Source organism: Collinsella aerofaciens, from assembly GCF_028209625.1.
Classification (GTDB): domain Bacteria; phylum Actinomycetota; class Coriobacteriia; order Coriobacteriales; family Coriobacteriaceae; genus Collinsella; species Collinsella aerofaciens_AM.
This window is the reverse complement of sequence record NZ_JAQLDU010000009.1, coordinates 74,066-86,357: the sequence shown is the minus strand read 5'-3', so window position 1 is coordinate 86,357 and position 12,292 is coordinate 74,066. Positions and strand designations below refer to the sequence as shown.

Below are 12,292 nucleotides of genomic sequence, written 5' to 3'. Positions count from 1 at the left end.
CAGCATCATCCCTATAGACAAAATGCCGCATAAAGCGGAACAGACATAAGCCCATCATTCATTCCAAAGGGCTTAGTCGATAGCCTGATAAGGCGCACGCCCGGATGGGTCTTTTTAAGTGAGGACAGACTTCGAGATCTTGTGTTCTCCCCCGCCTTGACTTCAATCGCAGACAAGCATCCCTGCTTCTCTACTACAAAGTCGATTTCCGCACGATTATCTCGCGCCCAATAATGCAGTGGATAACCCATGGCTGAAAGCTGTTGGGCAACGTAGTTTTCGGTAAGTGCACCCATGAATGTGCCGCCGATACCGGCAAGAATATCGGCGCGTTGAGCACCGGCCTTGGAGACCAGCAGCCCTGTATCCGCCTGATAGATTTTAAAAGCAGAAGGGTTAACGAAGGCCTCTAAGGGGCTTTCGATCTGCCCGACTAGGCTGCAGCGCGCCACCGTACCCGACAATACAAGCCAATCGAGAGCATCTCCAAAGAGAGACGCATTGCCCCCCGCTCGCACTACCTTGTATTGAAATTTACGATTCTCTTTGGCAAGCTGCTGTGGAATGGAATCGAAGCACGCACGCGTCTTTGCACTCAAGCGTTCATCAGCATATTTATTGGTGTCGGCGGAATATCCGTCGAGAATAATCCGATGCTTTTCGGCCACATCAATGATTGACTGATCATCGATGTACGTTTGGACCGCCTCGGGCATTCCGCCAACAACAAGATACTGTCGATAGAGCCCAAGCGCCTTTTCATGAAGGCTTGGCGCAAGAGGACCCATTATCTCGAATGATGAGCGTATCTCGTCGACCAGCTGATCGTGCCCCATCGCCCAGAGAAACTCCTCGAAATCGAGTGGAGCCATCTCAATCAAGTCGGTCTTTCCGACGGGGAACGAATACGACTGATGGTTAATGGCAACCCCAAGAAGCGACCCGGCAGCCGCAACGTAATACTCGGGAGCATCTTCGCAAAAGTATTTAAGGGAAGTGAGCGCTTCCTCGCATGCCTGGATCTCGTCAATGAACAGTAAGGTTTTGCCAGGCACGATACGCTGTCCCGTACGAGCCTCGATCGCACGTACGATCGAATGAGGGTCAAGACCGCCCGAAAAATCCGCTCGCGCCGACCGGTCGTTCTCAAGATTAACGTAGACAACCGATTCGAAAAGATCCTGGGCGTACGTTCTGAGCAAATAGGTCTTGCCACACTGGCGCACGCCTTTGACCAGCAAAGGTTTTCTATCAGCTCTGTCTCGCCATTCCCTAAGGAGCTCGTCTGCCTTGCGACGCATACGTAACCTTCCCTCATGAACTTCTATTTGACAATATTTTAACGCGGATTAATTTGTTTTCAGTTATTTTTCTGCGTTTAAAAATTGTTCTATACGGCACTTGAGGGAATTCGCCCCTATCTCTCGGTAAGGACAGCAAGCATTTCCACCAACGCTGATTGCCATGCGTTCTTCTTGTCCTTAGGCAAGCTTGCGAGCGAGCTCTCGCACCTCTTTCAACTTGGGCGAGGATGCCATGCTGTCGCGCTCGGTCATACCGCTGATGGTGACAATGCCCTGGTCCTCCCACTTGCAGTACGCGCAGGTTGACTTGTACATAGCGATCGCCGCATCATAGACACCCTCGCTGTGGCTATCGAGTAAAAGGGCCGTCTTGGTGAACGGGAATCCCGTGGCACCGAAGGCGTACAGGCGGTCGATGGCGGTCTTTTCCTGCGCAGTGATATCAAACCAGTAGATAGGCGAAGCGAAGACAACCATGTCGGTGTCTTTCAGCGACTCAATCACGTTGGCCATGTCATCCTTCTGCACGCAGACGCCCTCATGGGCGAAGCAGTACTGGCATCCCAAGCAGCCGGCGATCTTCTTGCTGGCAACGCGGATGACCTCGACCGTATGGCCGCCCTCACGCGCGGTCTCGGCAAACGCCTCGACCATGGTATCGGTATTAGCGCCCTTACGCGGGCTGCCGCTCAATACAACGATATTCATAGGATTCCCTCTCCCTCATGCTGCAGGCGCGCAGCATGCTTTCTTGTAACCAAAACGAATGGTGTTAATCAATCGCCAGCAGGCCATATCTCTTGTTCAAGTTCCCTAAAGAAGCTCAAGACGATTGCGATTGCCTTATACAACATCGAAAACCAAAGAGGGGCCATAGCAACGTCGCCTGCCTGAAATGGCACGCTGTCAAGATCAACTACGGGGATCGTGACGAGCCGATACCGCCCGCATGCCCCCTTCGGAATAGGCGCTGAGCAGCTCCTGAGCGTGGGCAAACTCGGGCCCTCGCCTCCAACCGAGCAGGCGGTTGACCGCGAGATTTCCCTGGACGTTGTGGACGAAGAGCAGATAGGCGTCCTCGCGCGAAAGCCCAGTCTCCTCCATGATCGAGGGAACCATCTGCTCGGCGCCGCGCTCGACGACGCGCTGTGCCACCCGAGCGTACGCGTCGTCATCCGAGTAGAGCAGATAATAGTCATCGTTTGCCGGCGGACGCTGGCAGAGGGCACCCGCCTCCGTTCCCTCGAGCGGCGGCACCGCCGCCAAGGCCTCGTCGATAAGCGCGTCGAGCAGGGCGAACTTGTCCTCGTAGTGCAGATAGAACGTGCCACGGTTAATATCGGCACGGCGGCAGATATCCGCTACCGTCATCTTCGCGAAGCCGACCTCGGCCAGCAGCGCGAAGAACGCCTCCCGTATGACCGAGAGTGTATAGCGTCGGCGACGATCGATCTTCCCCGCTTCCATTACCCCTCCAATTGCAACGCTCGACAATGCCCGGCAAACGCTCGTTTATCGACAGCAGGCCGAAGCTGTTCATTGCTCTTAAGCAAATCGACATGGATACTTTTTATAGACACGTGTTTATAATAGCTGAAAGAAGGTATCCAGTGACCCTGTACGAGCAGCTCGTTATCGAGCTCACCAACCGATCGTTTTCCCTTCATGCCGCCTACCGCAGCGGCAGCACGCCCTATGAGCTGAGTGACCGCGAGCCCGAGCCCTACGACCAGCAAATCGAGGACTTCGCCCGTATGATCGAAGAAGCCGATTGCGTGCTGGTGGGCGGGGCCTCCGGGCTCTCCGCGGCGGGCGGCGGCGACTTCTATTACGAGGACAACGCAACCTATCGCAGGCATTTCGGCAAATTCGCCGAGCGCTACGGTTTCAAGGGCGCTTTCGAGGGGTCGTTCTACCGCTGGCCCACCGCCGAGGCGCGCTGGGGATACCTCGCCACCTTCCTCGACACCACGCTCAACGCCCCGCTGCGCAAGCCCTACAGGAACCTCGACGCCATTCTCGCCGAGAAGGATTTCTTCGTGCTCACCACCAACCAGGACACGCAGTTTGTGAAGCTCTATCCCTGGGAGAAAGTGGCAGAGATCCAAGGCGACCACCGCTTCTTTCAGTGCTCCCACTGTTGCACCGACGAGGTGTGGAACGCGGTCGAGCCGGTCTCCCACATGGTAGAGGCCATGGGAGACGGTCTGGAGGTTCCGACAGAGCTCGTGCCGCGCTGCCCGCACTGCGGGGCAGAGGCGTTCCCCTGGGTTCGCGGCTACGGCAACTTCCTGCAGGGCGAACTCTACGAGGAGCAGTACCGCAAGGTGTCCGACTGGCTCGACGCGCACGCACGGCAGAGGATCCTCTTCCTCGAGCTGGGTGTGGGCCGCATGACGCCCGCGTTTATCCAGGAGCCGTTCTGGGCCCTCACGGCGCAGTTACCGCAGGCCAGCTACATCGCCGTAAACAACAAGACGCAGTTTCTCCCCCGCGCGATCGAGGATCGGGGGCTCGCCGTTCGCGCCGACATCGCCGACGTGCTTGCCGACGTGCGCAAGACGCTGGGGAGGTAGCGCATGGAGACGGCGAAAGCAGTTCGCATAGGCAGGGCGCTAGCCGAAGCGGATCTTGTCATCATCGGCGCTAGCAACGGACTCGACATGGCGGAGGGGCTCAACCTTTTCTGCGCCGATGCTCATTTCCAAGAGGCGTACGGGGACCTCGCCCAGGCAGACGGCATCGGCTGCATACTGCAGGGGCTCGCTTCCCCGGATGCCAGCGTGCGACGCCGATGGGCCGAGCGGTTCCATCAAAAGGAGTATCTCGAATATGAGCCCGGCTCGCTCATGAACGGGCTGCGGCGTCTTACGGAGCACGCCGACACCTTCGTGGTCACATGCAACATCGATGGGCACTTCGCGCGCGCCGGGTTCGACGAGGAGCGCGTGCTCGAGACTGAGGGGAGCACGCGCACGTCGGTTGACGAGCGGCGCCTCGCCCATCCAGACACCCTCGCCATGACCCAGCTCGACGAGCTCGCGCGTCTTGTGCAAGCCCATCGCAACGGCAGGGTCGCCATCCTCGAACTTGGCGTGGGACTGCACAACGGCGTCATAAAGCGCATGCTCGCCCAGATCGCGAACGCCTGCGAGCACGCCACCTACATCGTGTTCAACTACGGCCAGGCCATGGCGCCCGACGCTTCGTGCGAGACGATTCTCGTTGACGGCGATATGGCCCCGGCTTTCGAGGAGATCGCCCGATGCCACCCCTAGAAAGAGAAGCGCGTAGGCTTCGAAGCCTTATCGACGATGCCGACGCCATCATCGTCGGCATCGGCTCGGGCATGTCGAGCGCCGCCGGGTTCAATCATTACAACCGCGCGGGCATGGCGCGCGCAGGAATGGCGGACTGGCAGCAAGCCTTTGGCTTCAAGAGCCTTTTCGACGGCTTCTACCACCTCTACCCCAGCCTCGAGCAGCAATGGGCATACTATGCGCGATACATCGACTTCATGCTGCGCGAGCTGGCCTCGCAGCCCTATCTCGACCTACGGTCCCTCATCGGCCATAAGGACTACTTCATCCTGAGCACCAATGTGGACACCCAAGTCGAGAAGACGTTTCCCACCGAGAGGATCTGCAACTATCAGGGAAGCTTCGCGCACCTTCAGTGCAAGCAGCCATGCTGCGACGAGCTCTTCGACGCGAGCCCCTACGTCGAGCGCATGCTCGCGGGCATGGCGGGGTTCGAGGTCCTCAGCGAGGATATCCCCCGATGCCCGCATTGCGGCTGGCAGCTTGTGCCGTGGGTGCGCGATGACACGTTTCTGCAGGGTGCGGCCTGGCGCGAGAGCCTCGGACGATACGAGCGCTTCGTGCGCGAGCGCAGCGATCGCCGCGTGCTGTTGCTGGAGCTCGGCGTGGGCGAGATGACCCCCGGCATCATCACGCTCCCGTTCTGGAGCATGACCGCGAAGCTGCCGGATGCGCACCTTTTGAGCGTAAACATCTCGGGCGGCTCGGCTCCGCTGCAGCTTGGAAGCAAGGCAGGGGCGATCCAGGCCGATTTGGGCGCCCTGCTCTCGGCGGCGCGGACGGCGAAGGTATTTAAGCCTCCTTGTTAGTCTCTTTGAGATATTCCCCATCGCCCACGGGCTCTAACCACTCGTTGGAGGCCTCCTCGCCCGGAACCTCCAGCGCGAGATGGGAGAACCAGCTCTCGGGCGCGGCTCCGTGCCAATGTTTCACACCCGGGGCGATGTTGACCACATCGCCAGGGCGCAGCTCCTGTGCCGGTTTACCCCATTCCTGGTAGAACCCTCGACCAGCCACGCAGATGAGAATCTGTCCGCCGCCGTTTTTGGCGTGGTGCACGTGCCAGTTGTTGCGGCAGCCGGGCTCGAACGTCACGTTGTAGACGCCAACCTGCTCGGTTGATAGAGGCGCGAGATAGCTTTGCCCGATAAAGTACTTCGCGAATGCGTCGTTAGGGGCACCGATGGGAAAGGCCATCTCGTTTTGGTGCTCGGCTTTTGCATCAGCGGCATCGTCATCCGCCCAGACCTCCTTTGCCATGCGGAAGGCCGCCCATGCCTTGGGCCACCCCGCGTAAAACGCGGCGTGGGTAAGGATTTCCGCTATCTCCGCCCTGGTTACACCGTTATTCTTTGCGGACATCAGATGGTATTGGAACGAGGAATCCGTCAGTCCCTGTGCCATCAGGGCCACCACCGTCACCACGCTGCGGTCTCGAAGGGAAAGCCCGTCTTCTCGACTCCACACCTCGCCGAACAGCACGTCATCATTGAGCTGTGCGAATTTGGGGGCAAAGTCCCCCAGGGCATCCCTGCCTGCCGTCTGTTTAATTGCCATAATTTACTTCCTCCTGTCGATGGTATTAGGTGCAAATCTGCTTTCGCGCGCCAATCGGCCCAGCTAGATTCGCATACCCATTCGTCGCGCCTGCTCCAGTGCGGAATGCCCGGCGATTACGGACACCTCTTGCACCTCCGATTTGCATTGACGAGAATAAAGGTAGTACCTAAACCTGACTTTAGGTCAAGGAATGAATTCGACATTGTTTCGGAGGAGCCATGTACACAATCGGACAGGTGGCGGAAATGTTCGGTTTGCCCGCTTCAACGCTGCGATATTACGACAAGCAGGGATTGTTCCCGGGATTGGAGCGGGCGTCCGGCATTCGCCGATTTGGCGACAAGGAACTCGAGGCGCTTCGAGTCATCGAATGCCTAAAGAAGGCGGGGATGGAGATCAGGGATATCCGGCTGTTCATGGAATGGTGCGCAGAGGGCCCATCAACATACCCCCAGCGAAAGGCTATGTTCGAGGAGCGGAAGGCCCACATGGAATCGGAGATCGCGAACATGAACCGTGCGCTCGATATGCTGAAGTTCAAATGCTGGTACTACGAGCAGCTGAATCAAGGCGACAACGAGGCTGAGCTGAAGGCACTGATTCCAGACGGTTTGCCGGCAGAGATTAAAGAGGCCTACGAGAACGCGCACGCTCGATAGTGGCGCCCGATGCTCAAGGGGCTTCGGCGAGGAGTCTTGTTCGGGGTAGGAGTGCAAAAAGAAAGCCTCCGAACCAAAAGGTCCGAAGGCGGTCATTCCTGCAATTTCGCAAACTGTCCGAGTAGCGGAAAGAACGGCGGCTATCACGCTATTCGTCCTCTTCGGGGATGTCGATGCGCTCGAGCTTGAAGATTACCGGGCGCGTACCATCGTTGCAGCAGCAGATCATCTCGTTCTCCCGCTCCATCCATCCCCGCATAATCGATCCGCCCTGCAGGCCCGTGTAGATGTAGCGCGAGACGGCATCCCACGCCTCGGAGCAGTGAGGGCGCCTTGGGCCGCCGGCGACGGTGTCGGGGTCGGCGTCGGTTCTCGTCAGCGTGCCGAGGCCGCCTTGCCAGAAATGGTCCTTGTCGCCGTCGCGCTCGAACAGGAACTCGTCGCCCACGTTGTAGCACGGGCACGCTCCCGCCTGCTTGTCCGCGCAGTAGCGCTCCTGCAGCTCGGGGAACAGTTTCTTATCGATTACCGTCATTTTCACCTGGTGCTTCACGGTGGCTCCGCCTTTCTCTTAAATTGTGAAGTAGTATGCTTGATGCCGGTCGAAGATACGAGTACACATCTTAAAGATAGGTACATTACTGAAGTAGAGCGTAAAGGAGACCACATGGCAGGGGCAAAAGAGGGGGTTGTGTTCGCGCGCAACGGCATCGAGAACACTGGCTTTGCGTACGCGTTCTCCCTGATAGAAGGCAAGTACAAGCTGCCAGTTCTGTTCTGCCTGTACCTGGACGGCACGACGCGCTACAACGAGCTCAAACGCAAGCTTGCGCCTGCTACTTACAAGTCGCTCACCTCTGCGCTGAGGGGTCTGGTCGCCGATGGTCTTGTCAAGCGCGTTGAGTACCCCCAGGTACCACCGAAGGTGGAGTACAGCTTGACCGAGCGCGGCCTGTCGCTCATGCCAGTGCTTGATGAGCTCTGTCTTTGGGGCGAGGCCCATCGCGATGACCGGGTTCCTCCGTCGGACTGGTAGACGAAAGGGACGATGAGGCACAAGTCTTTATGTGCGCGCCCCTGAAAAACAATGAAGCCGATAAGGCGATGCACCTTCCAGCCCGCAATTGCGGGAGCCTGGACCGCGCGACGTCGCCCGTTTCGCTAAATCAACTTTATGGGATGGCGGATCACGGTCTTGAGCTTCTCCGGCGCGCACTTGCGCGGGTCGGAGAGGTAAATTTCGTGGTGCAGACGGGCTTCGGAGAAGTCGGGGGCGTAGCCCTGTTCCGCTGCAAATGTGCGCATGGCGTCTACGGTCGCCGGCTCGCCGTCATAAGGCCCGGTATGCACGCACTGAACGCAAAGGCCCTCGTCGACCCTCAGCAGCTCGACCGCCGAGAAGTCCAACTTCTTTTTGGCGGCAGCTTCCGAGACGGCCCAGTCGAAGTCCTCGCGAGTGACGAAATCGGGCAGGCGGATGCATGAGATGAAGTTGAAGTCGTCCTTCCGCGCATAATCGATCTCGCCATCGGTGCGGTCTTGCCACCAGAAGCCCTCGAGCGGAGGCACGACGAAGTCGAAATAGTCTTCGATCTCTCGCGGGCCCTTCTTCGACATCTTGATGGTATAGGCGACGCCGTAGAGCAGCGGCAACGCGTTCTGGTACTCGCCGCCTTCGGCATTGGGATTGCCCTTGCCCCGCACGGCGATGTAGCTCATAGGTGGAACGGTTACAACGCTCGGCTTGCCGGACGGCCTGTGGAGCTCTCTGAACTCCTTCTTGAAATCGTATGCCATCGCAACAGCCCTCCCTGAGCTTGGGTTTCCGCCGATATCGGCTCAAATACAGCAACGGGCTCATCTTTGGAAGAAACCTCCCGTTGGCAGGCATTGTAACATAGAATCGAACGCCTGTTCTATTCCCATGCGATGGCCTCTGCCGACTTGGACGTGATGTCGTAGCACACCGAAGACGCTGATGGTGATGGCTATGCACGGGTACGGGCGCGCCGCCGCACTTCACAGCTTGTTTCTCACGTATTTGGGGTGCACACGCGGCGTTCAGAAATGCGGAGCGACTCCGCATGGCTCGAGACTGAGCCGAGGCACCCTACTTCTCGCCCTCCAGCAGCCCCACGATACGGTCGATGTCGACGGCGAAGCGGGGCCTTCCCTCGCGCTCGCAGCGGTCGAGGTACGCCTGGCACTCGGAGACAATGCGCTTGGTGTTGCCGTCGATGATGCGCTGGAGCGTCTCGTAGTAGGCCGAGCCCTCGGTCCTGAAGCGGCGCTGGTAGGACTTGGTTATGGGGAACATCTTGATGTAGTGGATGCCGTGGCGACAGCCGGGGCTCGTCGTGGGGCGGGGTGGCAACGCAAAGTACTGGTCTTTGGGCACGTTGGGGGCGATGTTGGAATGCAGCGGCACGGCGAAGTCCCTGCGCTTCCCGCGGAAACGCAGCCTCACCACCACGATGCAGGGGAGATTGTGCTTAAGCATGAGCTCGCGGTCGCCCTCGACGAGGTCAAAGAAGTCCTGGGAGATGGATACGACCTTCACCGGTTGCGCCTCTTCATACGAAGTGGGGCCCGCATCGCTGCAGGCCCCTACAGGTGGGCGATATTCTACGCCTTGCGGCACCCCGTCGCCCACGGAGGTTAAACGTACACGTAAGCCGTACTCTGAAAGCCGCGGCTTCCGGCAAGTAGTTTATGCCACGAAAGGTCGCTTTCAACGCGCATAGCTCGCAAAATAACACTCGCTGGGCCGTCACCCCTGGCCGTTACCCTCCAATCTTCATTGGAGTCAGCAGGTCAATTCATATAGTTATGGGGGGTATCCTAAAGGAAATCAAATTTACACCTCCATAACTAAGGAATTTACTATTCCCACTCAGTGACTAATCCAGTCCGAATGTTGTCGATGCGTGTCGCGTCGTACCGCCTAAGGGCTGATTCGTGCGCAATTTGGGCGAATCAGGCCCTTGATTCGCGATTTCAGGAATGACTCGATTGATTCGCAAAACCGCAGGTCGCTCCTTTAATCACTCCCTGGTTTCCGCCGGGGTTCGTAGCGGGCGGCGTGAAAAGGGGTGATTCAAAGGGTCGGAGAGATGCGTCTTAGCCAAGAAAAGAAGGTTAGCCTCATCTTACTGCATGATTCGTGTGTTATAGTTAGATAGCTCTAACTGTTTGGGGGCGACAGCCATGCACGAACGCGAGGGTTTCTGGGACAAGAATGCCAGTCGGTATGACCGTTTCATGCGAAACGACCGGGCGGCGTATGAGAAGATGTATGAGCTGATCAGGCCGGTGGTGAAAGCAAAAACCGTACTGGAAGTGGCCACCGGCACGGGACTTATCGCAAAGAGCATCGTGAATGCGGCGGCGCATATCGAGGCTACGGACGCTTCTGCAAAGATGATCCTTGAAGCAAAGCGGGACAATCAATCCGCAAAGCTGCACTTTTCCGTGCAGGATATGTTCCGCCTGCCCTATGCGCAGAAGTCCTTCGAAGTGGTGATCGCGTCCAACGCGCTTCACATAGTGCCGCATCCGGAAAAGGCCCTGCAAGAAATCAGGCGGGTACTGAAGGACGACGGCGTGCTCATCGCGCCAACCTTCACCCACGCGGGGAACTCGGTTTCCGGCAAGGCAAAAGCCTTTTTCATGAGTATGGCGGGATTCCCCCTCCACAGCAGGTGGACAAGCGAGGAATACCTGCGTTTCCTGCGTCAAAACGGCTGGGCGGTGCAGAAAAGCGCGGTGCTGAAGGCCTCGTTCCCATTGACCTATGCGGAATGCACGAAATCGGAGGGGCCAGATGTCGTTCTTTGAAAACACCCGCAAGCCCGTGGGCCTCGGCGGAAAACTTATGGTTGCCATGATGAATCTGGGCCACAGCCCTGTGGCGCGGTGGGGACTTCGATTTCTACGACTTGCGCCAAATGCCAAGGTGCTGGATTGCGGCTGCGGCGGCGGGGCGAACATAAAACGGCTGCTGAAAAAATGCCCGCATGGCGTCGTCAAGGGCGTCGACTATTCGCCCGTCAGCGTGGAGAAGACTAGAAAGCTCAACCGAATTGCAATTCAGGAGGGGCGTTGCGCCGTTCTGCAAGGCAGTGTGGCGGATATGGTGTTTGAGGATAGCTACTTCGATGCCGCCACGGCCTTTGAGACCGTCTATTTTTGGCCTGATTTGCCCCGATGCTTCCGTGAGGTCTGGCGGACGCTGAAGCCAGGCGGGACAATTCTTATCTGCAACGAGAGCAATGGCGATACGGACAAGGACGAGAGGTGGACGCAGATCATCGGCGGCATGACCATCTACAAGGACATTGAATTAGAGGCATGTCTGGAGCAGGCGGGTTTTCACGAGGTGCAGATACACAAAAAGAAAAAGTGGCTCTGCGTCACGGCGCGGAAGTAGGGGCATCAAGCACGGGTATTTTTGCATCCATCCTGCACATGGCGATAGGCATGACGGTCATAGCGGCTATGCTGGCGGCAATTATGACAGTTTTTATTCACTGAGGAAGAAACCTATGAAATGTAAAATTGAGAAAAACACCGTGCAGGAGACGCTGATCCTCCCGCTGTATTCCCGGAAGCTGTGTACGGAGTTGTACCCGACCCTTTACAAGGATGAAACAGCGGTTCGTCTGCTCGGCCAGATCGACTACGACTTTTCAGAGGCAGAGAAAAACTCCCGCAGCCTGATGCAGCGCTTTGGTGCGCTGGAGGTGGCCACACGGCAGAGTGATCTTGCTTTCGAGGTGCGGGATTACCTGAAAGGCCACCCCAATGCGGCGGTGGTCAATCTGGGCTGCGGGCTGGACAACACCGGCAGAACCTGCGACAACGGTAGATGCAAGATCTATAATCTGGACTTCCCGGATGTGATTGCCTTGCGGCAGCAGCTACTGCCCGCCGGGGATCGAGAACAAAATATCCCCTGCGACCTGAAAGACACCGCATGGTTTAGCAAAATCGATGCCTCCCGCGGGGCGGTGTTCTTTGCCTCCGGGGTGTTCTATTACTTTCTGACCCAGCAGGTCCGGGAACTGGTGCGGGGGATGGCGGACGCTTTCCCCGGCAGTGTGCTGGTCTTTGATGCTGCCAATCGGACGGCGGTAAAGATGATCGCAAAAACATGGCTTAAGACTGCAAAAATCAAGGATGTGGGGGCATATTTTGCGGTTTCGGATGCCGCCAAGGAAATCGGCACGTGGGACAGCCGTCTGCAGGTCACAAGTCGCGGCTATATGCTGGGCTACAACGATTTGAGAGACTCTTCTGTCAGCTGCTTTTTCCGGTTTCTCGCAAGGGTCGGTGACAACGGGATGAAAATGCAAATCGTGAAAATAAGATTTTGAGAGGCGAAAACGAAGCGCATTCACTTTGACGTCGAAGAAGACGGCTTTTACGGCGCATATTGGGCGTGCAAGGA

15 protein-coding genes are annotated in these 12,292 nt (G+C 57.7%); 8 read left to right on the top strand and 7 right to left on the bottom strand.

The window, feature by feature from the left end:
* Positions 1 to 11: 11 nt before the first annotated feature.
* The 3 genes from PMW70_RS05875 to PMW70_RS05865 all read right to left on the bottom strand — a co-directional run bounded on the left by PMW70_RS05875 (position 12) and on the right by PMW70_RS05865 (position 2,771).
* Positions 12 to 1,301 (bottom strand): ATP-binding protein, encoded by a 1,290-nt coding sequence (locus PMW70_RS05875; protein WP_055252411.1) that lies wholly within the window; start codon positions 1,299 to 1,301, stop codon positions 12 to 14.
* Positions 1,302 to 1,481: 180 nt separating this feature from the next.
* Complete coding sequence (locus PMW70_RS05870) at positions 1,482 to 2,012, bottom strand: flavodoxin family protein (protein WP_055252412.1); 531 nt, start codon at positions 2,010 to 2,012, stop codon at positions 1,482 to 1,484.
* Positions 2,013 to 2,216: 204 nt separating this feature from the next.
* The gene (locus PMW70_RS05865) at positions 2,217 to 2,771 is read right to left on the bottom strand and encodes a TetR/AcrR family transcriptional regulator (protein WP_117583297.1); all 555 of its coding nucleotides are present in this window, start codon (positions 2,769 to 2,771) and stop codon (positions 2,217 to 2,219) included.
* Positions 2,772 to 2,797: 26 nt separating this feature from the next.
* Here PMW70_RS05865 and PMW70_RS05860 point away from each other — a divergent pair, with 26 nt between their 5' ends.
* The 3 genes from PMW70_RS05860 to PMW70_RS05850 are packed head-to-tail and all read left to right on the top strand — an operon-like array spanning position 2,798 to position 5,433.
* On the top strand, positions 2,798 to 3,880 hold the full coding sequence (locus PMW70_RS05860) for an SIR2 family NAD-dependent protein deacylase (RefSeq protein WP_271744154.1): 1,083 nt from the start codon (positions 2,798 to 2,800) through the stop codon (positions 3,878 to 3,880).
* A 3-nt stretch (positions 3,881 to 3,883) separates the two neighbouring features.
* Positions 3,884 to 4,582, top strand: coding sequence for an SIR2 family NAD-dependent protein deacylase (locus tag PMW70_RS05855; RefSeq protein WP_118094906.1), 699 nt, complete (start codon positions 3,884 to 3,886; stop codon positions 4,580 to 4,582).
* Positions 4,570 to 5,433 (top strand): SIR2 family NAD-dependent protein deacylase, encoded by an 864-nt coding sequence (locus tag PMW70_RS05850; RefSeq protein ID WP_271744152.1) that lies wholly within the window; start codon positions 4,570 to 4,572, stop codon positions 5,431 to 5,433. The genes PMW70_RS05855 and PMW70_RS05850 overlap by 13 nt, the downstream gene beginning before the upstream one ends.
* Here PMW70_RS05850 and PMW70_RS05845 read toward each other — a convergent pair.
* Positions 5,417 to 6,181 (bottom strand): carboxymuconolactone decarboxylase family protein, encoded by a 765-nt coding sequence (locus PMW70_RS05845; RefSeq protein ID WP_271744150.1) that lies wholly within the window; start codon positions 6,179 to 6,181, stop codon positions 5,417 to 5,419. The two genes, PMW70_RS05850 and PMW70_RS05845, sit on opposite strands and share 17 nt — an antisense overlap.
* Before the next feature lie 221 nt (positions 6,182 to 6,402).
* Between PMW70_RS05845 and PMW70_RS05840 the strand changes: the two genes are divergently transcribed.
* Complete coding sequence (locus PMW70_RS05840; protein ID WP_117757395.1) at positions 6,403 to 6,843, top strand: MerR family transcriptional regulator; 441 nt, start codon at positions 6,403 to 6,405, stop codon at positions 6,841 to 6,843.
* A 148-nt stretch (positions 6,844 to 6,991) separates the two neighbouring features.
* Here PMW70_RS05840 and PMW70_RS05835 read toward each other — a convergent pair whose 3' ends face one another.
* Positions 6,992 to 7,396, bottom strand: coding sequence for a TIGR04076 family protein (locus PMW70_RS05835; protein WP_271744149.1), 405 nt, complete (start codon positions 7,394 to 7,396; stop codon positions 6,992 to 6,994).
* 114 nt (positions 7,397 to 7,510) lie between these two features.
* Here PMW70_RS05835 and PMW70_RS05830 point away from each other — a divergent pair, with 114 nt between their 5' ends.
* Positions 7,511 to 7,879, top strand: coding sequence for a winged helix-turn-helix transcriptional regulator (locus PMW70_RS05830; RefSeq protein ID WP_117757397.1), 369 nt, complete (start codon positions 7,511 to 7,513; stop codon positions 7,877 to 7,879).
* 125 nt (positions 7,880 to 8,004) lie between these two features.
* On the opposite strand, the gene PMW70_RS05825 is transcribed toward PMW70_RS05830, so the two are convergent.
* Together PMW70_RS05825 and PMW70_RS05820 are read right to left on the bottom strand one after the other, a co-directional pair.
* On the bottom strand, positions 8,005 to 8,640 hold the full coding sequence (locus PMW70_RS05825; protein WP_271744147.1) for a GyrI-like domain-containing protein: 636 nt from the start codon (positions 8,638 to 8,640) through the stop codon (positions 8,005 to 8,007).
* Positions 8,641 to 8,953: 313 nt separating this feature from the next.
* The gene (locus tag PMW70_RS05820; RefSeq protein ID WP_271744146.1) at positions 8,954 to 9,403 is read right to left on the bottom strand and encodes a hypothetical protein; all 450 of its coding nucleotides are present in this window, start codon (positions 9,401 to 9,403) and stop codon (positions 8,954 to 8,956) included.
* 647 nt (positions 9,404 to 10,050) lie between these two features.
* Between PMW70_RS05820 and PMW70_RS05815 the strand changes: the two genes are divergently transcribed.
* The 3 genes from PMW70_RS05815 to PMW70_RS05805 all read left to right on the top strand — a co-directional run bounded on the left by PMW70_RS05815 (position 10,051) and on the right by PMW70_RS05805 (position 12,218).
* Positions 10,051 to 10,680: a class I SAM-dependent methyltransferase gene (locus PMW70_RS05815; protein WP_271744144.1), complete on the top strand. Its 630-nt coding sequence runs from the start codon at positions 10,051 to 10,053 to the stop codon at positions 10,678 to 10,680.
* Positions 10,667 to 11,272, top strand: a complete 606-nt coding sequence (locus PMW70_RS05810; protein ID WP_271744143.1) for a class I SAM-dependent methyltransferase — start codon at positions 10,667 to 10,669, stop codon at positions 11,270 to 11,272. Before PMW70_RS05815 ends, PMW70_RS05810 begins: the two co-directional genes overlap by 14 nt.
* 115 nt (positions 11,273 to 11,387) lie before the next feature.
* Positions 11,388 to 12,218, top strand: coding sequence for a class I SAM-dependent methyltransferase (locus PMW70_RS05805; RefSeq protein WP_271744142.1), 831 nt, complete (start codon positions 11,388 to 11,390; stop codon positions 12,216 to 12,218).
* The last annotated feature ends 74 nt before the right edge of the window (positions 12,219 to 12,292 follow it).

What these genes read in the sequence shown, in the direction of transcription:
- PMW70_RS05875 (WP_055252411.1), bottom strand. Translation starts at nt 1,301, where the DNA reads ATGCGTCGCAAGGCAGACGAGCTCCTTAGGGAATGGCGAGACAGAGCT.
- PMW70_RS05870 (WP_055252412.1), bottom strand. Translation starts at nt 2,012, where the DNA reads ATGAATATCGTTGTATTGAGCGGCAGCCCGCGTAAGGGCGCTAATACC.
- PMW70_RS05865 (WP_117583297.1), bottom strand. Translation starts at nt 2,771, where the DNA reads ATGGAAGCGGGGAAGATCGATCGTCGCCGACGCTATACACTCTCGGTC.
- PMW70_RS05860 (WP_271744154.1), top strand. Translation starts at nt 2,798, where the DNA reads ATGCCCGGCAAACGCTCGTTTATCGACAGCAGGCCGAAGCTGTTCATT.
- PMW70_RS05855 (WP_118094906.1), top strand. Translation starts at nt 3,884, where the DNA reads ATGGAGACGGCGAAAGCAGTTCGCATAGGCAGGGCGCTAGCCGAAGCG.
- PMW70_RS05850 (WP_271744152.1), top strand. Translation starts at nt 4,570, where the DNA reads ATGCCACCCCTAGAAAGAGAAGCGCGTAGGCTTCGAAGCCTTATCGAC.
- PMW70_RS05845 (WP_271744150.1), bottom strand. Translation starts at nt 6,181, where the DNA reads ATGGCAATTAAACAGACGGCAGGCAGGGATGCCCTGGGGGACTTTGCC.
- PMW70_RS05840 (WP_117757395.1), top strand. Translation starts at nt 6,403, where the DNA reads ATGTACACAATCGGACAGGTGGCGGAAATGTTCGGTTTGCCCGCTTCA.
- PMW70_RS05830 (WP_117757397.1), top strand. Translation starts at nt 7,511, where the DNA reads ATGGCAGGGGCAAAAGAGGGGGTTGTGTTCGCGCGCAACGGCATCGAG.
- PMW70_RS05825 (WP_271744147.1), bottom strand. Translation starts at nt 8,640, where the DNA reads ATGGCATACGATTTCAAGAAGGAGTTCAGAGAGCTCCACAGGCCGTCC.
- PMW70_RS05815 (WP_271744144.1), top strand. Translation starts at nt 10,051, where the DNA reads ATGCACGAACGCGAGGGTTTCTGGGACAAGAATGCCAGTCGGTATGAC.
- PMW70_RS05810 (WP_271744143.1), top strand. Translation starts at nt 10,667, where the DNA reads ATGTCGTTCTTTGAAAACACCCGCAAGCCCGTGGGCCTCGGCGGAAAA.
- PMW70_RS05805 (WP_271744142.1), top strand. Translation starts at nt 11,388, where the DNA reads ATGAAATGTAAAATTGAGAAAAACACCGTGCAGGAGACGCTGATCCTC.